The following is a 24,032-nucleotide window of genomic DNA, read 5'->3' as shown; positions in this document are numbered from 1 at the left end:
GTCGGACGCTCCCTGGTGCGCCTGTTCAGCTGAATCGCCTGCGACAGCACGCGGGGCCTGTTCGGGGTCTTACCGGCCGGTGTGATTCGTCTACGACATCAGCTCAAAAGCCTCTGACCAGAGAGGCCGACCCCCCGACTGCCTGCCCGCAGATTCCGCACGGGGGAGTGCCACGACACTGGGCGCCACCCGCTGCGGGAGCCTGCCGACGAAGTAAGCAGTCGGCGGGATTGCGATCCTTACCGGGGTCGTGCCAGGATCGGCGGCGATGAGCCAGACCGCCACCACCGACCGATCCGTCTCGCCGCGCCGGATCGCCAGCCTCGCCCTGCCGGCCCTCGTGGTGCTCGCCGCCGAGCCGCTCTACGTGCTTGTCGACACGGCGGTGGTCGGTCACCTCGGCCGGGTGCCGCTCGCCGCGCTCGCCGTCGGCGGCACGGTGATGACGCTCACCGCCTGGGTCGGCACCGTTGTCGCGTACGGCACCACGGGGCGCGCCGCCCGCCGCTTCGGCGCGGGAGACCGGGCCGCCGCGGTGGCCGAGGGCGTCCAGTCGTCCTGGTTGGCGTTCGGTGTCGGTCTGCTGATCGCGATCGGCATGCAGTTCGGCGGAGGCGCGCTGGCGCGTACCCTCGCCGGCGGTGGTGGCGACGTGGCCGACGCCGCCGCGCACTGGCTGCGCATCGCGGCCCTCGGCGCTCCCGGCCTGCTTCTCGCCGCGGCCGGCAACGGCTGGCTGCGCGGCGTGCAGGACACCCGCCGCCCGCTGTACTTCGTGCTCGGCCCCAACCTGCTCTCCGCGCTGCTCTGCCCGCTGCTGGTCTACCCCGGCGGGCTGGGTCTGGTCGGCTCGGCGGTGGCCAACGTCGTCGCGCAGACCCTCTGCGGTGCGCTCTTCGCCGCCGCGCTGGTCGCCGAACGGGTGTCGCTGCGGCCCCGACCTCACGTGATCCGCCAGCAGTTGGTGCTCAGCCGGGACCTGCTGATCCGAGGGCTGGCGTTCCAGGCGAGCTTCCTCTCCGCGACCGCCGTCGCCGCTCGCTTCGGCGCCGCCGCCGTCGGCGCCCACCAGATCGCCCTGCAACTCTGGTTCTTCACCGCGCTGGTGCTCGACGCCCTCGCCATCGCCGCGCAGTCGCTGGTGGGCGCCGCGCTCGGCGCCGGCGACGACGCGGGCGCGCGGGCGCTCGCCCGCCGGATCGGGCTGCTCGGCGGAATCTGCGGCGTCGGCTTCGCGCTGTTCGTCGCCGCCGGTGCCGGCGTGGTGCCGACGTGGTTCAGCTCCGACCCGGGGGTACGCGAGCAGGCCATGGTCGCGTGGCCGTGGTTCGTCGTGATGCTGCCGCTGGCCGGTGTGGTGTTCGCCCTCGACGGCGTGCTGATCGGCGCGGGAGACGTGCGTTACCTGCGCAACCTCACCATCGTGGCGGCGCTCGGTGGCTTCCTGCCCGCCATCTGGCTGGCGTACGCCCTCGACCTCGGGCTGGGCGGCATCTGGGCCGGGCTCACACTGTTCGTGGTGATCCGGCTGGTCGCCCTGCTGCTACGCCTGCGCAACGGCAACTGGGCGGTGGTCGGCGCGGTCCGCTGACCACCGCTCGGTCAGCAGCGGGTGGTGGTCGGCGGGGGCGCGTCGAGGTCGAAGATCGTCCCCGGGTCACCCGCCGGCAGTTGGTCCAGATGCCGGTCGGCGCTCCACGTCTGCTCCTGCACCCAGCCGTCACGCAACCCGTCGCATCGCAGGTTCCAGCTCACGGCGTCCGCCGAGGCGAGCCAGAGGCCCTGGCTGGCGGCCTGCACGTCGCCCGTGTACGGCACCTGCCAGATCACCTTGTCGCGGATCACCACCACACCCGCGCCGGCCGGCGCCCGCACGTCCACCTTGAACGAGTACGCCCAGACGAACTCCGTCGTCACCTCCAGCAGCCGGATGTCGTCCTCCTCGGTGGCCCGGTAACTGATCCGCCCGTTCGCCCGGGTGTCGTCCCACCTCTCAGGTGTCGAAATCCGGGTGGCGAAACTCAGGAAGTCGCCGTCGCTGAAGTATGGGCCGACCTGCTTGGCGGCGTCCGGGCCGAACAGCGCGAGGAACGGCACCCGGTTTCCCAGCAGCATCGAGGAGTCGACCCGGCCCTTGATCAGTGCCTCGCGTACCGACTCCAGCGCGGCACGTACCTCAGCCGCGCTGAACGGGCCGGTGGGGTTCGCGGTCGGCAGCACCACGGCCTCCTCGGCGGGAGGGAAGGAGGCGGCCGGGGTGCCGGCGAACAGGTCCCGCGGTTGATCTGGATCGCCGGACGGTGCGGCGGTCGTACCGCCAGCGATGTGGGTGACCAGCACCCCGCCGCCGACGACCATCAGCAGTGCCAGCACCAACCCGAGGCCGACCAACAGTGCCCCGTTGTGCCGGGCCGAGAAGAACCGGACGCGGTCCCAGCCGGTGGGCTGGTGCTCGATCTGTGCCGAGTGCATCCACTCGGGCAGCCGCACCGGGTTGACCTCGGCTACCGCAGCGGGCGGCGGTGGGTCTGCCGGGCCCGTCGGTGTGGGCTCGTTCGACGATGTGTCTGTCACGGTTTCTCCGTCAGTATTCGCCGCTGGTGGCCAGCGCGAGCAGATAGTAGGTGCCGGTCACCAACGCGGTGCCGATCGCTGCGGCCACGACGAACGACAGCACGGCGACGATGTTCGGATGCGACTCGCCCCATCGGCTCCGGTCGCGCCAGTGCCACACCGCCCGGCGGGCGGCCCGTAGCGGCGGCCAGCCCTCGATCAGGTCGTCGACGTAGCGTGCCGGGGTCCGCCGCTTCGGCGTCGGATCCCGCATCCACTGCGGCAGGTCGACCCGGGCGCGGTGCTCGTGGCCCGGAGGTCGGTCGGAGGTCATCGGCGGTCCTGATCTCGGGGCGCGGTCAGCGGGCGGATGATCTTCGCATCCGTGGAGGTCGGCCGGCTGCCCCGCCGGACAAACCGCCGGATCGACCTCGCATCCGGCCAACCCGTTCAGGTCACCCGGGCGGAGGCTCCGGTCACGCGTGGCGTGCCCACGCACCGGACGGTACGGCCCGTCTGGCAGGCTTGGCCGACGTGAGCACCGATGGTCTGATCGTGGTCGACAAGCCCGGCGGCATGACGTCGCACGACGTGGTGGCGCGGATCCGCCGGCTGGCCAAGACCCGACGCGTCGGCCACGGCGGCACCCTCGACCCGATGGCCACCGGTGTGCTGGTGATCGGTGTGGGCCGGGCCACCCGCCTGCTGACCTACGTGATCGGCGCGGGCAAGAGCTACACCGGCACCATCCGGCTCGGTCAGGCCACCGTCACCGACGACGCCGAGGGCGACGTGATCGCCAGCACGCCGGCCGGTCATCTCACCGACGACGCGATCCGCTCGGCGTTGGCCCCGCTGCGCGGTGAGGTCGACCAGGTGCCGAGCGCGGTCAGCGCCATCAAGATCAACGGTCAGCGCGCGTACAAGCGGGTTCGCGAGGGCGAGAGCGTCGAACTGCCGTCGCGGCGGGTCACCATCTCCCGCCTGGAGGTGCTGGCGATCCGCCGTACCGAACCGGACCTGGTGGACGTGGACGTGGACGTCACCTGCTCGTCGGGCACGTACATCCGGGCCATCGCCCGGGACGCGGGCCTCGCGCTCGGTGTCGGCGGGCACCTGACCGCGCTACGCCGGACCGCGGTGGGGGGCTTCACCCTCGCCGAGGCGGCCACCCTCGACGACCTGGAGCAGCGTGCCCCGGAGGTGGTGAACCTGCCGCTGGACGCGGCAGCCGACCGCTTCTTCGCGCGTCGGGAGGCCACGCCCGAGGAGGCTCGGGTGCTCGCCCACGGTGGGCCGCTGGACCCGACCGGCCGCACCGGGCCGTATGCCGTCTTCGGACCCGCCGGCGGTCTGATCGCTATCGTCAGCGAGCGGGACGGGCGGGCCCGCGCGGAGATCGTGCTCGCCCCGGCCTGACGGCGGGGCGCAGGTCCGCCGGCCCCCGGCCGGCGGGACAGCAGGGGAGGAACGGCATGCAGCGGTGGCGGGGGTACGACGCGGCGCCCGGCGGGTGGGGGCGTTCGGTCGTCACCATCGGCGTCTTCGACGGCGTGCACAAGGGGCACCAGGCGACCATCGGGCACACCGTGGCCCGAGCCCGGGAGTTGGGCGTGCAGTCGGTGGTGGTGACCTTCGACCCGCATCCGGCCGAGGTGGTCCGGCCCGGCTCGCACCCGGCGGTGCTCACCGAACCGGCCCGCAAGGCCGAGTTGATCGAGGCACTCGGCGTGGACGTGCTCTGCGTGGTGCCGTTCACACCGGAGTTCTCCCGGCTGCCGGCCGAACAGTTCGTGCACGACGTCCTGGTCGAGCACCTGCACGCGGCGTTGGTGGTGGTCGGCGCCAACTTCCGTTTCGGGCACCGGGCGGCCGGCGACGTGGCGCTGCTGGAGCAGTTGGGCCGCACCTTCGGCTTCGGCGTGGAGGGCGGCCCGCTGGTCGCCGAGGACGGCACCGTCTTCTCCTCCACGTACATCCGCTCCTGCGTCGACGCGGGTGACGTCGGCGCGGCGGCCGCCGCGCTGGGCCGCCCCCATCGCCTGGAAGGCGTGGTGGTCCGCGGCGACCAGCGGGGTCGGGAGCTGGGCTTCCCCACCGCCAACCTGCTCTGCCACAGGTACGCGGCGGTGCCCGCCGACGGGGTGTACGCGGCCCGGCTCATCCGCCGCGGGCAACGTGAGCCCCTGATGGCCGCGGTGTCCGTGGGCACCAACCCGACCTTCTCCGGCCGGGAGCGGCGGGTCGAGGCGTACGCGCTCGACTTCTCCGGTGACCTGTACGGCGAGCGCCTGGCCCTGGACTTCGTGGCGCACCTGCGCGGCCAGGTCCGGTACGACTCGATCGAGCCGTTGATCGCCCAGATGGAGCAGGACGTCACCCGTACCCGGCACGCCCTGGCCTGATCGGCGGGCCCGGCGGCGGCCCTTGGCCGGGTGTTACCGGCGAGTGCTGGTAGTCTTGCCGGGACGTCGGGTGACCGGCGTGGGGCCTCGCGTGCCTGCTCGACGCCGCGGGTGCGAGGTACCGGTCCGTTCCCGGTCCATCGGGACGACGGACGACCTACTTGATCAACCCATCGAAACAGGGAGAACATGGCGCTCGACCAGGAAGCCAAGGCCAGCATCCGCGCGGAGTACGCGACCGCCGAGGGCGACACCGGTTCGCCGGAGGTCCAGGTCGCGGTCCTCACCAAGCGGATCGCCGAGCTGACCGAGCACCTGAAGGTGCACAAGCACGACCACCACAGCCGCCGTGGGCTGCTGCTGCTGGTCGGCCGTCGCCGTCGGCTGCTCAACTACGTCCAGAAGAAGGACATTGCCCGCTACCGGTCGCTCATCGAGCGGCTCGGCCTGCGCCGGTGACGTGACGGGGGAGTGACCGACCGGTCGCTCCCCCGTACCGCGTCCCCACCAGAAGAACCATGGGCCGCGCGACCACCCGAGAGGGAGCCGGTCAGCGTACCGGTCTCCGGTAGTGGCCCCCGGGAACCCCGGCATGATGCCGGCCACCCCGGGCGCTTCGATCGAAGACCGGCCGGCTGAGCAGCTCCCCGATGTCGTGGGCCCACGACGCGAAGGAGCACGACAGCACATGACCGAGACCAAACTCGGCACCGAATCCCGCACCGCCGTGATCGACAACGGGTCCTTCGGCACCCGTGAGATCACCTTCTCCACCGGCCGGCTGGCTCGCCAGGCCGCCGGTTCCGTCATCGCCCAGCTGGGCGAGACGGTCGTTCTCTCCGCGACGACCGCCGGTAAGCACCCGAAGGAGCAGTTCGACTTCTTCCCGCTGACCGTCGACGTCGAGGAGCGGATGTACGCCGCGGGCCGCATCCCCGGCTCGTTCTTCCGCCGTGAGGGTCGGCCCAGCGAGGACGCGATCCTCACCTGCCGCCTGATCGACCGGCCGCTGCGCCCGTCCTTCGTCAAGGGCCTGCGCAACGAGGTCCAGGTCGTCGAGACCGTCCTCGCGCTCGACCCGCAGCACCCGTACGACGTCGTGGCGATCAACGCCGCCTCGATGTCGACCAAGCTCTCCGGCCTCCCGTTCTCCGGCCCGATCGGTGCGACCCGCGTCGCCCACATCGACGGCCAGTGGGTCGCCTTCCCGACCCTGGAGGAGCTGGCCCGGGCCACCTTCGACATGGTCGTGGCCGGCCGCACCCTCGTGGACGGCGACGTCGCGATCATGATGGTGGAGGCCGAGGCCACGCCGAACGCCGTCGCCCTGATCTCGGCCGGTGCCACCGCCCCGACCGAGGAGATCGTCGCCAGCGGCCTGGAGGCCGCCAAGCCGGCGATCCGTGAGCTGTGCCGCGCGCAGAGCGAGCTGGCCGAGGTCGCCGCCAAGCCGGTCACCGAGTTCCCGGTGTTCCTGGACTACCAGGACGACGTGTACGACGCCGTCGCCGAGTTCGCCCGTGGCGACGTGGCCGAGGCGATCACCATCGCCGGCAAGGCCGACCGCGAGGAGGCCCTGGACCGGGTCAAGGCCCGGGTCGCCGAGGAGCTGGGCGCTCGGTTCGAGGGTCGGGAGAAGGAGCTCAGCGCCGCCTTCCGCTCGCTGACCAAGTCCGAGGTGCGCAACCGCGTGCTGCGCGAGCAGGTCCGCATGGACGGCCGTGGCCCGCGCGACATCCGGGCGCTGACCGCCGAGGTCGGCGTGCTGCCCCGGGTGCACGGTTCGGCGCTGTTCGAGCGGGGCGAGACCCAGATCCTGGGCGTCACCACGCTGAACATGCTCCGCATGGAGCAGATGGTGGACACCCTGTCCCCCGAGAACCGCAAGCGCTACATGCACAACTACAACTTCCCGCCGTACTCGACCGGTGAGACCGGCCGGGTCGGCTCGCCGAAGCGTCGCGAGATCGGCCACGGCGCTCTCGCCGAGCGCGCGCTGATCCCGGTGCTGCCGACGCGCGAGGAGTTCCCGTACGCCATCCGTCAGGTGTCCGAGGCCCTCGGCTCCAACGGCTCCACCTCGATGGGTTCGGTCTGCGCGTCGACGCTGGGCCTGCTCTCCGCGGGTGTCCCGCTGAAGGCGCCGGTCGCCGGCATCGCGATGGGTCTCATCTCCGACGAGGTCGACGGCAAGACCCAGTACGTGACGCTGACCGACATCCTCGGTGCCGAGGACGCGTTCGGTGACATGGACTTCAAGGTCGCCGGCACCCCGGAGTTCGTCACCGCTCTCCAGCTCGACACCAAGCTCAACGGCATCCCGTCGGACGTGCTGGCCGCCGCGCTGCAGCAGGCGAACGAGGCCCGGCAGGTCATCCTCGGTGTCATGAAGGCGGCGATCGAGGCTCCGGCCGAGATGTCGGACTACGCACCGCGCGTCACCACCGTCAAGATCCCGGTGGACAAGATCGGCATGGTGATCGGCCCGAAGGGTCAGACCATCAACGCGATCCAGGACGAGACCGGCGCCGAGATCTCCATCGAGGACGACGGCACGATCTACGTCGGTGCCACCAACGGCCCGTCGGCCCAGGCGGCCGTCGACCGGATCAACGGGATCGCCAACCCGACGCTGCCGAAGCAGGGCGAGCGGTTCCTCGGCACGGTGGTCAAGACCGCCGCGTTCGGTGCGTTCATCTCGCTGCTGCCGGGCCGCGACGGCCTGCTGCACATCTCCAAGGTGGGCGACGGCAAGCGGGTCGAGCGCGTCGAGGACTTCCTCAACGTCGGCGACCGGGTCGAGGTCGAGATCGCGGACATCGACGCCCGCGGCAAGATCTACCTGGACAAGGTCCGTCCGGAGGGTGCCGAGGCGCCGGCCGCCGGTGAGGCTGCCGGTGGCGACCGCCCCGCTGGTCGTGACCGTGGCGACCGGGCTCCGCGTGACCGCGGTGACCGCGAGCGTGGCGGCGACCGGGGCGGGCGTGGCCCGGAGCGCGGCGGCGAGGGCGGCGGCGGCGAGGGTGGCGAGGGCGGCGAGCGTCCGCGCCGCCGGACCCGGCACAGCTGACCAGTAGCACCTGCGACACCCACCCCTCGTTGAACCGGGAGCAACACGTGAGTCGGGCCTTCAGCGCGCCGTTTCCGCCGGATCGACGGGGGGTGGCTCCTTCTCGGGCCGCGGGGGTGGGCCGCTCCGGCGGCACCACCCGCGCGGTGACCCGGACGCTCAGCGACGACCCGCTGGGCGGCACGGTACGACGTACCGTGCTGCCCAGCGGCCTGCGCGTGCTCACCGAGGCGATCCCCGCGATGCGCAGCGTCTCGTTCGGCATCTGGGTGGCGGTCGGCTCCCGCGACGAGACCGGCCCGCAGGCCGGCGCCGCGCACTTCCTCGAGCACCTGCTCTTCAAGGGCACCAACAAGCGCAACGCCCTGGAGATCTCCTCGCAGATCGAGGCGGTGGGCGGTGAGACCAACGCCTTCACCACGAAGGAATACACCTGCTACTACGCCCGCGTGCTGGACGAGGACCTGCCGCTGGCGATCGACGTGATGTGCGACCTGGTCGCCGACTCGCTGTTGGAACCGGCCGACGTCGAGACCGAACGTGGCGTGATCCTCGAAGAGATCGCCATGCACGACGACGAGCCCGGTGACGAGGTGCACGACCTCTTCGTCCAGGCGGTCTACGGCGACCACCCGCTGGGCCGGCTGATCTCCGGCACCGCGGAGACCGTCACTCCGATGACCCGGCGGCAGATCCAGAGCTTCTACCGGGGCCGCTACACGGCGCCGCAGATCGTCATCGCCGCCGCCGGCAACCTCGACCACGCCACGGTGGTCAAGCTGGTCCGGCAGGCGGTGCGGGGCACCCCTCTGGACAGCGACCCGGCCACTCCGGCGCCGTACCGTCCGGCGACCCCTGCGGTACGCACCAAGCCGGCGACCACCGTCGTGGAGCCGAAGGAGACCGAGCAGGCGCACGTCATCCTCGGTTGCCCCGGCATCGACCGCCTCGACGAGCGGCGCTTCGCTCTCGGGGTGCTCAACAACGTCCTCGGCGGCGGCATGTCCAGCCGCCTGTTCCAGGAGATCCGCGAACAGCGCGGCCTGGCGTACTCGGTCTACTCCTACGCGAGCCAGTACGCCGACACCGGCCTGTTCGCCGTCTACGCCGGCTGCGCGCCGGGCAAGGTGGACGAGGTGCTGGCCCTGACCCGCGCCGAGCTGGCCCGGGTCGCCGCCGAAGGGTTGACCGAGGCCGAGGTGGCCCGGGGCAAGGGGATGAGCAAGGGCTCGTTCGTGCTCGGCCTGGAGGACACCGGGTCCCGGATGAGTCGGCTGGCGAAGGGCGAGCTGCTCTACGGCGACCTGATGCCGGTCGACGAGCTGCTCCGGCGGGTCGACGAGGTGACGGTGGAGGACGTGAACGTCCTGGCCGCCGAGTTGCTCAGCCGACCGATGTCGCTTGCCGTCGTCGGCCCCTTCGGCGACGGCGACTTCGCGGTCTGACCTCGCGGTGCGACCCGGTCGTCGCGGTCGCGTTTCGGTCTGGTCGTCCGTGGCGCGGGCGTGCCGTGCGCGCGGAACCCTTCCGGCCCGGTCGTCCCGGGCGGTGGAGCCGACCGGATCCGGCCCGAGGGGCACGTCCCGATTGGGATAGGTTGTGCCCCGTGACTGACGAGCAGGAGAAGACCCCCGCCGGGCTGGTGCGGGTCGGCGTGTTTGGTGCCCGCGGGCGGATGGGCGTCGAGGTCTGCAAGGCGGTCGACACCGCCGACGACCTCGCCCTGGTGGCGTCGATCGACCAGGGCGACGACCGTTCCGCCGTCGCCACCGCCGAGGTGGTCGTCGACTTCACCACGCCGGACGTCGTCATGGACAACCTGAAGTGGTGCATCGACCAGGGCATCAGCGTGGTGGTCGGCACGACCGGCTTCACCGAGCAGCGGTTGGAGCAGGTGCGCGGCTGGCTCGCCGACAAGCCCGAGGTGGGAGTGGTGATCGCCCCGAACTTCGGCATCGGCGCGGTGCTGATGATGCAGTTCGCCGCGCGGGCCGCCCGGCACTTCGAGTCCGTCGAGATCATCGAGCAGCACCACCCGCGCAAGCTGGACGCCCCGAGTGGCACCGCCACGCACACCGCCCGGCAGATCGCCCGGGCCCGTGCCGAGGCCGGCCTCGGCCCGGTGCCGGACGCCACCAAGGACGAGGTTCCGGGTGCGCGCGGCGCCGACATCGACGGGGTACGCGTCCACGCCGTACGCGCCACCGGGCTCGTCGCCCACCAGGAGGTTCTCTTCGGTGGCACCGGGGAGACGCTGACCATTCGGCACGACTCGTACGACCGGGTGTCGTTCATGCCCGGTGTGCTGCTGGCCGTGCGCGCGGTGCGCAACCGTCCCGGCCTCACCGTCGGCCTGGACGCCCTGCTCGACTGAGCCCGCGCAGATCGTGGACAGTTACCGTCACGCGCTGACGGAAACTGTCCACGATCTCAGGTCTCCGACCGGGTAGCATCCGCCGATGATCAATGGTGGACACCTGGACCGGCACGGGCGGCGAATCACGCTCCGGTCGGTCGACGACGACAACTGGCGGGCGGTCGCCGATGTCGCTCCGCGCGACGACCAACGCCGCTTCGTGGCCGCCCTCGGCGCGCGTTACCTGCTGTTGAGCACCCGTTCCGAGGTGTGGAACTCCCTGGCCGTCTACGCCGACGAGGCCGTCGTCGGGCACGTCATGTGGGGTGTGGACGACGACGGCTCGCACTGGATCGGCGGCATGCTGATCGACGCCGCCGAACAGAACCGCGGTGTGGGCAGGGCAACGGTGCGGACCTTGGCCGACTGGCTGTCCACCCGGGAGGGCAACCCCCCGGTCCGTCTCTCGTACCACCCCGACAACACCCAGGCCGCCTCCCTCTACACCTCCCTGGGCTTCCACCCCACCGGCGAGATGGACGACGAAGAGCTGATCACCGAACTCCGCCGCTAACCCGACGCGCACCCCCACCCCACCCACCCCACCCCACCCTTTCGCGTCGATCATGGAGTTGTGGTGCCCCTCATAAGGGGCATGTGCGGAGCGAAAGCCCACCACAACTCCATGATCGACAGCGCGGGGCGGGGCCGGGCGGGACGGCGGGCGGGCGGGGCGGACGGACGGGGGTGGGGGCGGGGGCGGGGTGGGTTTAGTGCAGGGCTGGGGTGGTGGGGTGGCGTTGGGTGGGGATGGTCGGGGTCAGCGGGGTCAGCCGGGTGGGGAGGCCGGTTACCGTGGTGTCGCCCGTCTGGTCGACCGTGACGGTCACGGAGGCGTCGCCGACGCGCAGTCCGTCGACGTGCAACCCGCCCAGTTCGGGCCCGGCCAGCGGGGCCAACCGGACCGTGCCGCCCGGCACGTCCGGGTAGAGGCCGGTCGCCGCCTGGAGCAGCAGGACCGCTCCGGCCGCCGACCACGCCTGTGGGCGGCACGCGGCCGGGTACGGTACCGGGCGGTGCAGCAATGACCGGTCGTCGCCGCCGTACAGCTCCGGCAGCCGGTAGTCGAACGCCTCGGCCGCGCTGAGCAGCCCCTCGGCCAGGCCGAGCGCGGCCGTGCGGTGCCCGGCGCGCGCCAGACCGCCGAGCACGATCGCGGTGTCGTGGGTCCAGATCGAACCGCAGTGGTACGACAGCGGGCTGAAGCCGGCGTCGTCGGTGGCCATGGTCCGTAGCCCGAATCCCCCGGCGAGCGTGTCGGTGGCGAGCAGCCCGGCGATCTGGGCCTCCTCGTCGCGGTCGAGCAGACCGGTGCCGAGCAGGTGACCGATGTTGCTGGTCAACGAGTCGACGGGGCGCTTGTCCCGGTCGAGGGCGAGGGCGGGCTGGGGGCCGTACCGGCCGTCGACCCAGAAACTGTCCCGGAATCGGCGGACCAGGCCGGCGGCGTAGTCGCGCCAACGGTCCGCGCCCGGTCGGCCGAAGGCGTCCAGCAGGGCGGCGCCGTTCATCGCCGCCTCGTGCGCGTACCCCTGCACCTCGGCCAGCACGATCGGCGCGGTGGCCAGGGTGCCGTCGTGGAAGCGTACGGCGTCGCCGGAGTCCTTCCAGCCCTGGTTGGACAGTCCGTGTCCGGTGGTGTCGACGTACTCGACCAGGCCGTCGCCGTCCGGGTCGGCGTGCTCGCCGAGCCAGCCCAGGGCCGCCTCCAGGTGTGGCAGGAGCGGCTCGATCTGCTCGGCCGACAGACCCCAGCGCCAGGCGTCGTGCAGCAGGTTGACCCAGAGCATCGTGGCGTCGACGGTGCCGTAGTACGCGGGTGGGAGGCGCAGGCCGTTGCCGGGCACCGTGAACTCGTGCCGGCGCAGCTCGTGCAGGATCTTGCCGGGGGCCTCGCCGGTTGCCGGGTCGACCCGGGTGCCCTGCCGGCGGGCGAGCACGCGCAGGGTGCCGGCGGCGAGGTCGGTGCCGAGCGGCAGCATCATCCGGGCGGCCCAGAGGCTGTCCCGGCCGAACAGGGTGAGGAACCAGGGCACCCCGGCGGCGAGGAACACGTCGGCCGGCGCGCCGGTCTCGGCCAGCCGTAGGCCGCGCAGGTCGTCAAGGCTGCGGTTCAGCAGGCGGACCAGGCGGCGGTCGTCGGCGGTCACAGTGGGCCGGGACCACTCGGGGCCGCCGGCCGGGCTGACGACGACGGCGCGTGGGTCCTCGACGGTCAGCTTCCAGCTCAGCGTCGTCTCGCCGCCGGGGGCCAGGTCGACCGGCCAGGTCAGCCGGGGCGCGGTGGCGTGTTCGGCGGTGGCCAGCACGTCCGCGCCCGGTGCGCTGACGGTGACGGTGATCCCGGCTGCCGACCAGGTGAGAAGGCCCGGCTGACCGGTCTTGGCCTCCAACGCGGTGGTGGTGCCACCGGACTTGACGGTCTCGATGGGTGCGAGGTCGCAGCCGAGGTCGACGGTGACGGTGGCCCGTACGCCGACGGTGGCGGTGGAGACGATCCGCAGCTCCTCGGTGACACCGTTGCCGGTGGCCCGGCGGAGCCGCTCGACGCGGACGGTCGGGTCGGGCGTGGGGTCGCCGAGCCAGCGGGCCAGGCCGACGAACCGTGCGCCGTGCGGGCCGTCGTCGCCACGGGTCAGCCCTTCGAGTTCCCGCTCGTCGACGCGCACCTCGGCACGCGAGAGCACCCGGGCGTCGGCGTGGAAGACGCCCTGGACGCCGGTCGGGCGGATCTGCCCGGTCGCGTCCCCCAGCGCGCTGGTCGGGGCGTGGACCACCCCGACCAATTCGTGCAGGAGGGGTTGCAGCTGGCGTTCGATCACGGTGTGGCTCCAGATCCTCGGGGTGCGGGGCGGACGTCTTGACATCGCGACCCTGGCCGTGCAAAGTGCGAAACATTCCAGAAACTTGAACGATCTAATCCTGCCTTATCCAAATTGGATCGTTCAAGATGGCGAGAGGGATTAAGTGGCCGAAAAGGTGACCATAGCGACGGTGGCCCGGCACGCCCGAGTCAGCCGGCAGACGGTGTCCAACGTCCTCAACAGCCCGCACATCGTGCGGCAGGAGACGCGTCAGCGGGTCCAGGACGCGATCAACGCGCTCGGCTACCGGGCCAACCAGGCCGCCCGACAGATGCGCACCGGCCGGTCCCGACTCATCGCCGCGCGGATCGAACCGACCCGCGACGGCATCAACGGTTCGGTGCTCGACCGCTTCCTGCACGGTCTCACCGAGACCGCCGACGCTGCCGGCTACCGGGTGCTCCTCTACACCGCCACCGACCACGACCGGGAGATCGCCACCTACGACGACCTGCTCGGCACGTACGAGTTGGACGCATTCGTGCTGGTCGGCACCACGCACGGCGACCCGCGTACCGCCTGGCTCGCCGACCGGAACGTGCCGTTCGTGACCTTCGGCCGCCCGTGGGACGCGCTCGACGCGCACCCCTGGGTGGACGTGGACGGCGCCGCCGGCACCGCCCGGGCCACCCGGCACCTGCTGGACGCCGGCCACCGCCGGATCGCCTTCGTCGGTTGGCCGGTCGGCTCCGGCGTCGGTGACGACCGGCGTGCCGGCTGGCAGGACACACTGCGCGCGGCCGACGTCGACCCGACCGGACTGCACCGGGAGACCGAGGACGGCATCGCCGAGGGCGAACGACTGATGCGCGACCTGCTCGACGCCGTGGCACCGACAGCAGTGGTCTGCGCCAGCGACTCACTCGCCCTCGGCGCGCTCCAGGCGATCCGCGGCATCGACCCGCCGGTGTCGGTGATCGGCTTCGACGACACACCGGTCGCCGCCGCGGTCGGGCTGACCAGCGTCAGCCAACCTCTCGGCGAGGCCGCGGCCCGCTGCGTGGACCTGCTCACCGGGGTCCTCGACGACGACCACCAGACCCCCGCCCCCGTGCTGCTCCAGCCCGCGCTGGCGCTGCGGCACACCGCATAGTCCCACCCCCCACCAGGAGAAACCCATGGCACCTCGAACCATCACCCGGGCGGCGGTGGCCGGCCTCGCCGCCGTCGCGCTCCTCGGCTCCGCCGCCTGCGGCAGCGGTTTCGACGACTCGTCCGGCGACACCGCCCAGTCCAGCGGGCCGGCCAGCCTGCAGATCCTGATCGGCTCGTCCGGCGACGCCGAGACCACTGCGGTGCAGGAGGCCGCGGCGAAGTGGGCCAGCAGTTCGGGCAACACCGCGACGGTCACGCCGGCGCAGGACCTCACCCAGCAGCTCGGTCAGGCTCTGGCCGGCGGCACCCCGCCGGACGTGTTCTACGTGGACGCCGCCCAGTTCGCCGACTACGCCAGCGTCGGCGCCCTGGAACCGTACGGCGACAAGATCAGCAACTCCGGCGACTTCTACGAGAGCCTGCGCACCACCTTCACGTACGACGGCAAGCTCTACTGCGCGCCCAAGGACTTCTCCACGCTGGCCCTGCAGATCAACACCGACCTGTGGGCCAAGGCCGGGCTGACCGACGCCGACGTGCCGACGACCTGGGACCAGCTCACCGCTGTCGCCCAGAAGATCAAGGCGAAGGGGCAGGTCCCGCTGGCCATCGGCGACACCCGGGACCGGATCGGCGCCTTCATGGTGCAGAACGGTGGCTGGCTGACGAGCAAGGACGGCAAGCAGCCCACGGCCGACACCCCGGAGAACCTGGCCGCCCTCCAGTACGTCAAGACCATGCTCACCACCGGCCTGGCGAAGTACCCGAAGCAGCTCGACGCCGGCTGGTCCGGCGAGGCGTTCGGCAAGGGCAAGGCCGTGATGACCATCGAGGGCAACTGGATCAAGGGTGCCCTGCAGAACGACTTCCCGAACGTGAAGTACAAGGTGGTGGCGCTGCCGGCCGGCCCCAAGGGGCAGGGCACCCTGTCCTTCACCCAGTGCTGGGGTGTCGCCGCCAAGAGCAAGTACAAGGACCAGGCGATCACGTTCGTCGAGGCGATGACCAGCGGCGAGCAGCAGATGGCCTTCGCCAAGGCGTTCGGCGTCATGCCGTCCCGGCAGTCCGCGGGCGAGCAGTACACCAGCGCCTTCCCGGCCGACAAGCCGTTCATCGACGGCGCCGCGTACGCCCAGGGCCCGGTGAACGCCCCGAAGATGGACAGCGTCCTCAAGGACCTCGACACCGGTCTGCAGGGGTTGGCCAACGGCGACCCGAAGACCGTCCTGCAGAACTTCGACAAGAACGCCAAGGCGGCGCTCGGCGGCAGCTGAGGTGTCGGCGGGGCCCCGGCCGAACGCCGGGGCCCCGCCGCACGTCGGCCCGAGAGAGGGAGGGAGGAACGATGGCAACCGAGACACTGACCGCCGCGGCGACCACGCCCGAAGCGGGGCCGCGCCGACGCCGAGGCGGCATCCGGAGCAACGAGACAGTCGCCGGCTGGCTCTTCGTCGCGCCGGTGATCGTCATCCTGGGGCTGTTCCTGCTGCTGCCGATCCTGATGGCGCTCTGGGTCAGCCTGACCGACTGGAACGGTCAGGGCAGCCCCTTCACCGGCGACGTCCCGTTCGTCGGCACTGACAACTACACCCGTCTGTTCACCGAGGACGGCCTGGCCCGCCGCGACTTCATGACGAGCATCCGCAACAACATCTACTACGTGGCGATCGTGGTTCCGGCGCAGACCGTGCTCGCGCTCGGGCTGGCCCTGGTCGTCAACAACCGCATGCTCAAGGGCAAGAGCTTCTTCCGCAGCGCCTTCTACTTCCCCTCGGTCACCAGCTCGGTGGCGATCAGCGTGGTGTTCCTGTTCCTCTTCGCCAACTCCGGCGCGGTGAACGCGCTGCTCGGCTTCTTCGGAATCGACGGGCCGGAATGGTTCGCCGACTCCCGGGGTGTGCTGCACCTGCTGTTCGGCGCAGTCGGCGTCGACTCGCCGCCGGCGGCACTCACCGGCGGCGGCCCGTTCGGGCTGACCTGGTGGGACTGGTTGTCCGGCCCCAGCGTGGCGATGATCTCGATCATCACGCTTGTCGTCTGGACCACGTCCGGCACGTTCATGCTGATGTTCCTGGCCGGGTTGCAGAACGTTCCCGTCGCGTTGGACGAGGCCAGCACGCTCGACGGGGCGTCCCGGTGGCAGCGGTTCCGGCACGTCACACTGCCGCTGATCCGGCCCACCACCTTCCTGGTGCTCACCCTCGGCATGATCGGCTCCTGGCAGGTCTTCGACCAGGTGTACGTCATGAGCCAGGGCGACCCGGCCAAGACCACGCTCACCCCGGCCTACCTGTCGTACCGGACCGCCTTCCGGGAATTCGAGTACGGCTCCGGGGCAGCGATCTCGTTCGTCCTGTTCCTGATCATCATCGTGCTCACGCTGATCCAGCGCCGGGTGCTGGCCGAGCGGGACACCGACCGGCCGCGACGGGGCTGGCGGCGTCGGCGCGTACCGGAGAGGTCCTGAGATGGCCGTGCTCACCGACCGCCCGGCGGCGCCCGCGCGGCCCGACCACCGCGCGGCCCGCACCCTGGCCACCCGCTTCCTGGGGTACGCGACGCTGGTCTTCTTCGGGCTGGTGTTCCTCTACCCGTTCGTCATCCAGATCGGCAACGCCCTCAAGACCGAGCCCGACGCGGCGGCGAACCCCCTGTCGCCGTTCCCGGACCCGCTCACCCTCGCCGGCTTCGAACGGATCTTCGGCGGCACCAACTTCCCGCTGTGGCTGGGCAACTCGCTGCTGGTGACGGTGCTGGTCACCGTCGGGCGGGTGTTCTTCGACTCGCTCGCCGGGTACGCGCTCGCCCGGCTGCGGTTCGCCGGTCGCGGCGGGCTGTTCGCCGCCGTCATCGCGGTCATGGCGGTGCCCGGGGTGGTGCTGCTGATCCCGAAGTTCCTGGTGCTCAACCAACTCGGCATCTACAACAGCTACGCCGGTCTGGTGGTGCCGTTGCTGGCCGACGCGGCGGGTGTGTTCATCATGAAGCAGTTCTTCGAGTCGATCCCGGTCAGTGTTGAGGAGGCCGCCCGCATCGACGGGGCGAGCATCTTCCGCACCTTCTGGTCGGTGGTGCTGCCGATGGCGAAACCGGCGCTGATCACCCTGACCATCCTGTCGTTCCAGGGCTCCTGGAACGAGTTCCCGCACAGCCTCGTGTCGGTGCAGGACCCGGACCTGTTCACCCTGCCGCGCGGGTTGGCCGACCTGGTCAGCGGCTCGCTCGGCAAGGGCACCCAGTACCCGCTGAAACTGGGCGCGGCGTTGCTCGCCACCATCCCGGTGGCGATCATCTTCGTGGTGTTCCAGCGGTACTTCGTCCGCGACGCCAACGACGGCTCGGACAAGGGCTGACCCGGCCGGGTCACTCGCCGGGGCGGTCCTCGGCGAGTGGCTCGGTCGGCACCGCCACGTGCAGGCGCACCTGCGGCACCAGCATGTCGTCGACGTCCAGCGCGCGCGCCGCCCCGTCGGGCTCCCAGCCGGTGCTGGTGAGGAACTTCCGGGTCGCCTCGTCACCGTCGAACGCCCAGGCCACCGCCCGGCTCATCCCGTCCTCGCGCCACAGGTCGACGGCGGCGGCGAGCAGTCGGCTGCCGTGCCCCCGGCGACCCCAGCGCGGCTCGACGAGCAGGTCGGTCACGGCGGCCACGTCCGGACCGAACGCGTCGGCCGGCTCACCCGGGGCCAGGGCCTCGCCGTCGGCCGGGCCGGAGGCGGCGAACCCCACCAGATACGATTGCTCGGCCTGTTCGACGGCGACCAGCACCCGGTGCCTGCCGGAGGGCGGCTCCAGCACCGCAGCGCTCCACCGCCGGGCGAGGAACGCCTCGTCCAGGTTGTCGAGCACGTGCCGAGGCAGGATCCGGCGGTACGCGACCCGCCAGGTCGCGAGCTGGATGCGTGCGATCTCGCCGGCGTCCTCGGGACGCGCCGGGCGGACGTACCCGAGAGCCATGGGACGGAAGCCTACGCAGGGCGAGGGAGGCGACGGTGGCGCAGGGTGCCAAACGGACGACCGCGCAGGTCGTCGGGGTGGTGGTGCTCGCCGCGGCGGTCGCCGCGTTCCTCGCCGTCGCCGCCGTACGACACGGCTTCTTCGACCTGAAGGTCTACTACGGCGCGTTGACGTGGTGGGTGCACGACGGCGGGGAGATCTACGACTACCTCAAGCCCAACACCCAGTACGGCTTCACCTATCCGCCGTTCGCCGCCCTGGTCATGCTGCCGATGGCGTACCTGCCGTGGACGGCCGCGATCGTGGTGAGCGTGCTCGCCAGCGTGGTCACCACGACGGTGCTGATCTGGTGGCTGGTCGACCCGATTGCCCGCCGCGCCGGCTGGACCCGGTGGTTCGCGCTCGCCGTGGCGCTCTGCCTGGCCGCCGCGTTCGAACCGATGCGCGAGACGGTCAACTTCGGCCAGGTCAACACCCTGCTGCTCTTCCTGGTGGCGGTGGACCTGCTGCGGCTGTTGCTGACCGGCAACAGGTGGGCCGGGGTGGGTGTCGGGCTCGCCACCGCGATCAAACTGACCCCCGGTGTCTTCATCGTCTACCTGCTGGTGACCGGCCGCTGGCGGGCGGCTCTCACCGCTTCCGGTACCGCCGCCGGGGTGACGCTGCTGGCCGGTGCGCTCTTCCCGGACGCGTCCCGGGAGTTCTGGACCGAGGCGCTGTGGAACACCGGTCGGGTGGGTGAGCTGGCCTTCGTCTCCAACCAGTCGCTGCGCGGGGTCGTCGCCCGACTCGACCCGCAGCACCCGAGCACGGTGCTCTGGCTGCTGCTGGTGCTCGGCACCCTGGCGCTCTGGGCCTGGCGGTCCCGGGCCGCCGTCGCGGTCGGTGACGAGGCGACCGGTCTGGCGCTGACCGGTGCGGTGATGTGCCTGGTCAGCCCGGTCACCTGGGTGCACCACCTGGTTTGGCTGCTGCCCGCGCTGATCCTGCTGGTCGACAACGCGATGGCCGCGCCGGCCGGCCGCCGACGGCGGATCCTGCTGGTCGCGGTGATCATCGCGTACGCGCTGCTGATCAGCCGGACCGTCTGGTTCTGGGAGAAGGACTTCACCGGCGTCGACGGCTTCCTGGGCAGTAACGCCTACGTGTGGGTCAGTCTGGCGCTGCTGGCCTTCCTGCCGATCCGCCGTTGGTCGACAGCGGACGGGTCAGCAGTCGAGGCGTCCGGCGTACCGCAGCTCGACCAGCCCGACCGGCGGGATCCCGCCGGCCAGCGGCACCTGGTAGGTCGAGCGCTCACCGTCCGGTGACAGCCCGGCGCGCTCACAGAAGCGGCGCGCCCGCCGGTTGTCTGCCAGCACCCACGCCCGGTAGCCGGACCAACCCCGGTCGGTGAGCCCGTCCCGGGCGGCGGCCAGCAGCGCGGCGGCCGTCCCGTCACCCCAGCGCTCCGGCTCCACGTAGATCGCCACCACCTCGCCGACCGTCGGGTCCAGGTCGTCCCGGTCCTGGTTGCGGCGGTAAGGGCCGAAGGTGGTGAAGCCGACGACCAGCCCGTCCACCTCGCACAGGAGGGTGGTGAACGGGTGCTCGGGGTCGGCGGTGCCGACGTCGCGACGGCGTTGCGCCCAGGCCGCCACGTTCAGCCGCCGAAGCACCTCGTCGGGCATGAAGCCGGCGTAGCCCGCCTGCCAGCCGTGTACGTGCACCCGGGCGACCGCCTCGGCGTCGTCCGGCTCCTCCCGGCGGATGGTCAGCATTGCACCGTTCTATGCCCCGTTGGCCGTCGCGTCCAGCTTCCCGCACCGACGTCGTACCGATGAATTAGGGTCGCCGACGATGACCGCACCGGAATCGCTCTCGCTCGCCCAGGCCCGGCGGGTGGCGCTCGCCGCCCAGGGCTTCGCCGACCCGGCGCCGACCGGCGTGCCCACCCGCCGCCACCTGCGCCGGGTGCTGGGCCGGGTCGGGTTGATCCAGATGGACTCGGTGAACGTGCTGCAACGCGCGCACTACCTGCCGCTCTATAGCCGACTCGGGCCCTACCCGACGACGCTCCTCGACCAGGCCGCCTACCGCCGCCCCCGCGAGTTGTTCGAATACTGGGGCCACGAGGCGTCGCTGGTCCCGGTCGAGCTGCACCCGGCGCTGCGGTGGCGGATGGCCCGGGCGCGCAGCGAAGCGTGGGGCGGCATGCGGCGGATCGCCCAGGAGCAGCCGGAGCTGGTCGCCTGGGTGCGCGACGAGGTCGCCGCCCGGGGCCCGTTGACGGCTGCCGAGATCGAGCACGACGCCCCCCGGGAGACCGGCAACTGGGGGTGGAACTGGTCGGCGGTGAAGCAGGCCCTGGAGTTCCTCTTCTGGGCCGGCGAGGTGGCCGCCGCCGAGCGCACCACCTCCTTCGCCCGCCGCTACGACCTCCCCGAGCGGGTGCTGCCCGCGGCGGTGCTGGACGCACCCACCCCGACCGACGCCGAGGCGTACCGCACGCTGGTGGCCCTCGCCGCGCGGTCGCTCGGGGTGGCCGCCGAGCCGGAGCTGCGCGACTACTTCCGACTGCCGGTGGCCGGTGCCCGGCAGGCCGTCGCGGAGCTGGCCGAGGCCGGTGAGTTGGTGCCGGTCACCGTGGCGGGCTGGCGTCAGCCGGCCTGGCTGCACGCCTCCGCCCGCCTGCCCCGGTGGATCCGGGGCAACACCCTGGTCAGCCCGTTCGACCCGCTGATCTGGGAACGCGCCCGCACCGAGCGGCTGTTCGACTTCACCTACCGGATCGAGATCTACGTCCCGGCGCCGCAGCGGGTCTACGGCTACTACGTGCTGCCGTTCCTGCAGGGTGACCGGTTCACCGCGAGGGTCGACCTGAAGGCCGACCGCAAGGCGGGGGTGTTGCTGGTGCCGGCCGCCTGGGTCGAGCCCGGCGTCGACCCGGGGGAGACCGCTGTGGCGCTCGCCGCCGAGCTGTACCGGCTCGCCGGCTGGCTCGGCCTGGACGCGGTGGCCCCGCCGGTGGCCGGCGACCTCGCCGGCCCGCTGACCGCCGCACTGGCCGGCGTGGCCGGTGTACCGTGAGCGCGTGACGAGCCCTTCCGGACCGGTCCACGAGCCGCAGCCCGCCCCCGGGGCCGTGCACACGGTGCCGGCCGACCCGACCGACGCGGGCCCGGTCGGTTGGCCGCCGCCCCCGCCGGGTGGTTATCCGGCTCCCGAGCCGGATCGGATCACCCGGTTCGTGCTGCGGCTCTACGAACGCTCGCCGCGCTGGGTCGTGCCACTGGCCGCGGTCGGTTGTGTCGGCATCGGGATGGGCTACGCGTTGCTCAGCAACCCGACCCACGCCGCCCCCGACGCCGCGCCCACCTGCCTGCTGAAGTTGACCACCGGGCTGGACTGCCCGGGCTGCGGCGGCACCCGCGCGCTCTGGTACGTGCTGCACGCCGACCTGCCGGCCGCCGCCCGGCACCACTTCCTGTTCGTCTTCGCGCTGCCGTTCCTGGCGTACCTCTTCGTGGCCTGGGCGGGAAACCAGGCGTTCGGTTGGCGGCTGCCCGAGCTGCGGATCAGCTCGAAGGTCATCGGTGGGTTCCTGGGCGTGTGGCTGGCGTTCTCGGTGCTGCGCAACCTGCCCTGGGCGCCGTTCACCTCGCTCTACGTCTGAGCGAGCCGCCGCGCGACATCCGCCGGCACCCGGGACGGGTTCTCCACGGCGAGGTAGGACCTTGCCATGCCCCTGTAGAGCTGCCCCAGATGTGGGGCGGGGGTTGGACGCCTGCCCCACATCTGGGGCAGCTCTACAGGCAGGCGGGGAGGTCCAAGAGGCCGACGCGGGCCCGCGGGAACGGTCGAGATCTTGAACACCTACGGCCCCCGGTGATTCGAAACGAGGCCGCCGGCCACTACAGTCCCAGGAATGCCGGAGATGGTGCAGCCCCAGGTCAAGTTGATCGCGTGGACCCAGTTCGCGGCCCCGGACGATGTGCCGTGGTCGACCGACGCCGAGGGTGGTCAGGCGCTCGCCGAGTTCGCCGGTCGGGCCTGCTACCAGTCCTGGAAGAAGCCGAACCCGGCCACCGCCACGAACGCCGGCTACCTGGCGCACATCCTCGAGGTCGGGCACCTGTCGGTGCTGGAGCACGGGTCGGTCACCTTCTACTTCACCGGGGTGTCGCGTTCCTTCACCCACGAGCTGATCCGGCACCGGCACTTCTCGTACTCGCAGCTGTCGCAGCGGTACGTTCCCGAGCGCGACGCGGCCATGGTCGAGCCGGCGGTCATCGCCGACGACCCGGAGCTGCACAAGAAGTTCACCGAGGCCGCCGAGGCGAGCGTCCGGGCGTACACCGAGTTGTTGGAAGGCCTGGAACAGCGCTTCTCCGACGAGCCGAACCCGACGCTGCGCCGCAAGCAGGCCCGGCAGGCGGCTCGGGCGGTGCTACCCAACGCCACCGAGACGCGGATCGTGGTCACCGGCAACTACCGGGCGTGGCGGCACTTCGTCGCGATGCGGGCCACCGAGCACGCCGACGTGGAGATCCGTGAGCTGGCCGTCGAGTGCCTGCGCCAGCTGCAGGGTGTCGCGCCCAACGTGTTCGCCGACTTCGTGATCTCCACGCTGCCGGACGGCACCGAGGTGGCGGCCAGCCCGCACGAGGCGTCCTGAGCCCTTCCCCGGCGGGCTCCGGCTGGTCGTCCGCTAGGTTGGAGGGTATGACGCACGACCACCTCGATGCCGCGGCCCGACCGGCGTCCCGCCCCTTCGGCCGGCTGATCACAGCCATGGTGACCCCGTTCACCCCCGACGGTTCCCTCGACCTCGACGGCGTCGCCCGGGTGGCGAGCTACCTGGTCGACGAGCAGGGCAACGACGCGCTGGTGGTCAACGGCACCACCGGCGAGTCGCCGACCACCACCGACGCGGAGAAGGAGCAGCTGGTCCGGGCCGTGGTGGAGGCCGTCGGTGACCGCGCCAAGGTGATCGCGGGCGTCGGCACCAACGACACCCGGCACACCATCGAGCTGGCCGCAGCCGCCGAGAAGGCGGGTGCGCACGGCCTGCTGGTGGTCACCCCGTACTACAACAAGCCGCCGCAGGCGGGGTTGGTCCGGCACTTCACGGCCGTCGCCGACGCCACCGGCCTGCCGGTGATGCTGTACGACATCCCGCACCGCTCCGGTGTGCCGATCGAGACCGAGACGCTGGTCCGGCTCGCCGAGCACGGCCGGATCGTCGCGGTCAAGGACGCCAAGGGCGACCTGACCGCCACCAGCTGGGTGACCAGCCGGAGCGCCCTCGCCTTCTACAGTGGCGAGGACGCCCTCACCCTGCCGGCGCTGGCCGTCGGTTCGGTGGGCGTGGTCGGCACCTCCACGCACTTCACCGGGGCGCTGACCGCACAACTGATCGATGCGTACGACGCGGGGGACATGCCGACCGCGCTGGCGCTGCACCGGCGGCTGCTGCCGCTGTTCACCGGCATCTTCCGCACCCAGGGCACGATCCTGGTGAAGGCGGGCCTGGCAGCGCTGGACCTGCCGGCCGGCCCGGTGCGACCCCCGCTGGTGGACGCCACCGACGACGAGATCGCCCAGCTGCGCGCGGACTTCGCGGCAGCGGGCCTGGAGCTGCCCGAATGACCAAACGACACGACGGACGCCGAGTGACGGCGTCGCAGATT

The 24,032-nt window shown here is 71.7% G+C and carries 22 protein-coding genes; 17 read left to right on the top strand and 5 right to left on the bottom strand.

The genetic code is table 11. The features are described from left to right. The first annotated feature begins 268 nt into the window (after positions 1-268). Positions 269-1,591 carry an MATE family efflux transporter gene (locus O3438_RS15130; RefSeq protein ID WP_269680574.1) on the top strand — a complete coding sequence of 441 codons (1,323 nt, stop codon included), beginning with the start codon at positions 269-271 and terminating at the stop codon, positions 1,589-1,591. Positions 1,592-1,602: 11 nt separating this feature from the next. On the opposite strand, the gene O3438_RS15125 is transcribed toward O3438_RS15130, so the two are convergent. Beyond that, positions 1,603-2,574, bottom strand: coding sequence for a hypothetical protein (locus O3438_RS15125; protein WP_269680573.1), 972 nt, complete (start codon positions 2,572-2,574; stop codon positions 1,603-1,605). Positions 2,575-2,584: 10 nt separating this feature from the next. Beyond that, positions 2,585-2,887, bottom strand: coding sequence for a hypothetical protein (locus O3438_RS15120; protein WP_269680572.1), 303 nt, complete (start codon positions 2,885-2,887; stop codon positions 2,585-2,587). Between the two features lie 200 nt (positions 2,888-3,087). Here O3438_RS15120 and truB point away from each other — a divergent pair, with 200 nt between their 5' ends. From truB to O3438_RS15085, 7 genes are all read left to right on the top strand, one after another. Then, positions 3,088-3,972 carry a tRNA pseudouridine(55) synthase TruB gene (truB, locus tag O3438_RS15115; RefSeq protein WP_269680571.1) on the top strand — a complete coding sequence of 295 codons (885 nt, stop codon included), beginning with the start codon at positions 3,088-3,090 and terminating at the stop codon, positions 3,970-3,972. A gap of 56 nt (positions 3,973-4,028) precedes the next feature. Then, positions 4,029-4,958, top strand: coding sequence for a bifunctional riboflavin kinase/FAD synthetase (locus O3438_RS15110; protein ID WP_269680570.1), 930 nt, complete (start codon positions 4,029-4,031; stop codon positions 4,956-4,958). A 189-nt stretch (positions 4,959-5,147) separates the two neighbouring features. Beyond that, positions 5,148-5,417, top strand: coding sequence for a 30S ribosomal protein S15 (gene rpsO, locus O3438_RS15105; protein ID WP_030337594.1), 270 nt, complete (start codon positions 5,148-5,150; stop codon positions 5,415-5,417). Between the two features lie 229 nt (positions 5,418-5,646). Then, positions 5,647-8,028, top strand: a complete 2,382-nt coding sequence (locus tag O3438_RS15100) for a polyribonucleotide nucleotidyltransferase (protein ID WP_269680569.1) — start codon at positions 5,647-5,649, stop codon at positions 8,026-8,028. Positions 8,029-8,075: 47 nt separating this feature from the next. Continuing rightward, on the top strand, positions 8,076-9,473 hold the full coding sequence (locus O3438_RS15095; RefSeq protein WP_269680568.1) for a M16 family metallopeptidase: 1,398 nt from the start codon (positions 8,076-8,078) through the stop codon (positions 9,471-9,473). Positions 9,474-9,634: 161 nt separating this feature from the next. After that, positions 9,635-10,402, top strand: a complete 768-nt coding sequence (gene dapB, locus O3438_RS15090; protein WP_269680567.1) for a 4-hydroxy-tetrahydrodipicolinate reductase — start codon at positions 9,635-9,637, stop codon at positions 10,400-10,402. 85 nt (positions 10,403-10,487) lie between these two features. Continuing rightward, positions 10,488-10,958 (top strand): GNAT family N-acetyltransferase, encoded by a 471-nt coding sequence (locus O3438_RS15085; protein WP_269680566.1) that lies wholly within the window; start codon positions 10,488-10,490, stop codon positions 10,956-10,958. 196 nt (positions 10,959-11,154) lie between these two features. Here the strand turns inward: O3438_RS15085 and O3438_RS15080 are convergent, their stop codons facing one another. After that, the gene (locus O3438_RS15080; protein ID WP_269680565.1) at positions 11,155-13,266 is read right to left on the bottom strand and encodes an amylo-alpha-1,6-glucosidase; all 2,112 of its coding nucleotides are present in this window, start codon (positions 13,264-13,266) and stop codon (positions 11,155-11,157) included. A 157-nt stretch (positions 13,267-13,423) separates the two neighbouring features. Here O3438_RS15080 and O3438_RS15075 point away from each other — a divergent pair, with 157 nt between their 5' ends. From O3438_RS15075 to O3438_RS15060, 4 genes are all read left to right on the top strand, one after another. After that, positions 13,424-14,401, top strand: a complete 978-nt coding sequence (locus O3438_RS15075; protein WP_269680564.1) for a LacI family DNA-binding transcriptional regulator — start codon at positions 13,424-13,426, stop codon at positions 14,399-14,401. 25 nt (positions 14,402-14,426) lie between these two features. After that, positions 14,427-15,677 carry a sugar ABC transporter substrate-binding protein gene (locus O3438_RS15070; protein WP_269680563.1) on the top strand — a complete coding sequence of 417 codons (1,251 nt, stop codon included), beginning with the start codon at positions 14,427-14,429 and terminating at the stop codon, positions 15,675-15,677. 71 nt (positions 15,678-15,748) lie between these two features. After that, the gene (locus O3438_RS15065; RefSeq protein WP_269680562.1) at positions 15,749-16,870 is read left to right on the top strand and encodes a carbohydrate ABC transporter permease; all 1,122 of its coding nucleotides are present in this window, start codon (positions 15,749-15,751) and stop codon (positions 16,868-16,870) included. A gap of 1 nt (position 16,871) precedes the next feature. Then, positions 16,872-17,756, top strand: a complete 885-nt coding sequence (locus O3438_RS15060) for a carbohydrate ABC transporter permease (protein WP_269680561.1) — start codon at positions 16,872-16,874, stop codon at positions 17,754-17,756. A gap of 10 nt (positions 17,757-17,766) precedes the next feature. Here O3438_RS15060 and O3438_RS15055 read toward each other — a convergent pair whose 3' ends face one another. Next, entirely contained in the window at positions 17,767-18,360 is a 594-nt protein-coding gene (locus O3438_RS15055) for a GNAT family N-acetyltransferase (RefSeq protein WP_269680560.1), read from the bottom strand. A gap of 35 nt (positions 18,361-18,395) precedes the next feature. Between O3438_RS15055 and O3438_RS15050 the strand changes: the two genes are divergently transcribed. Beyond that, positions 18,396-19,670, top strand: a complete 1,275-nt coding sequence (locus O3438_RS15050) for a glycosyltransferase 87 family protein (protein WP_269680559.1) — start codon at positions 18,396-18,398, stop codon at positions 19,668-19,670. Here the strand turns inward: O3438_RS15050 and O3438_RS15045 are convergent. Further along, entirely contained in the window at positions 19,569-20,120 is a 552-nt protein-coding gene (locus O3438_RS15045) for a GNAT family N-acetyltransferase (protein ID WP_269680558.1), read from the bottom strand. The two genes, O3438_RS15050 and O3438_RS15045, sit on opposite strands and share 102 nt — an antisense overlap. 79 nt (positions 20,121-20,199) lie before the next feature. Here O3438_RS15045 and O3438_RS15040 point away from each other — a divergent pair, with 79 nt between their 5' ends. From O3438_RS15040 to dapA, 4 genes are all read left to right on the top strand, one after another. Then, complete coding sequence (locus O3438_RS15040; RefSeq protein ID WP_269680557.1) at positions 20,200-21,429, top strand: winged helix-turn-helix domain-containing protein; 1,230 nt, start codon at positions 20,200-20,202, stop codon at positions 21,427-21,429. Then, positions 21,419-22,015 carry a DUF2752 domain-containing protein gene (locus O3438_RS15035; RefSeq protein ID WP_442929607.1) on the top strand — a complete coding sequence of 199 codons (597 nt, stop codon included), beginning with the start codon at positions 21,419-21,421 and terminating at the stop codon, positions 22,013-22,015. The genes O3438_RS15040 and O3438_RS15035 overlap by 11 nt, the downstream gene beginning before the upstream one ends. Before the next feature lie 261 nt (positions 22,016-22,276). After that, positions 22,277-23,017: an FAD-dependent thymidylate synthase gene (gene thyX, locus O3438_RS15030; RefSeq protein ID WP_145785820.1), complete on the top strand. Its 741-nt coding sequence runs from the start codon at positions 22,277-22,279 to the stop codon at positions 23,015-23,017. A 47-nt stretch (positions 23,018-23,064) separates the two neighbouring features. Further along, entirely contained in the window at positions 23,065-23,991 is a 927-nt protein-coding gene (gene dapA / locus O3438_RS15025) for a 4-hydroxy-tetrahydrodipicolinate synthase (protein ID WP_269680556.1), read from the top strand. The last annotated feature ends 41 nt before the right edge of the window (positions 23,992-24,032 follow it).

Source organism: Micromonospora sp. WMMC250 (genome assembly GCF_027460215.1).
GTDB lineage: Bacteria > Actinomycetota > Actinomycetes > Mycobacteriales > Micromonosporaceae > Micromonospora > Micromonospora taraxaci.
This window is presented reverse-complemented; position numbering and strand designations above follow the sequence as displayed.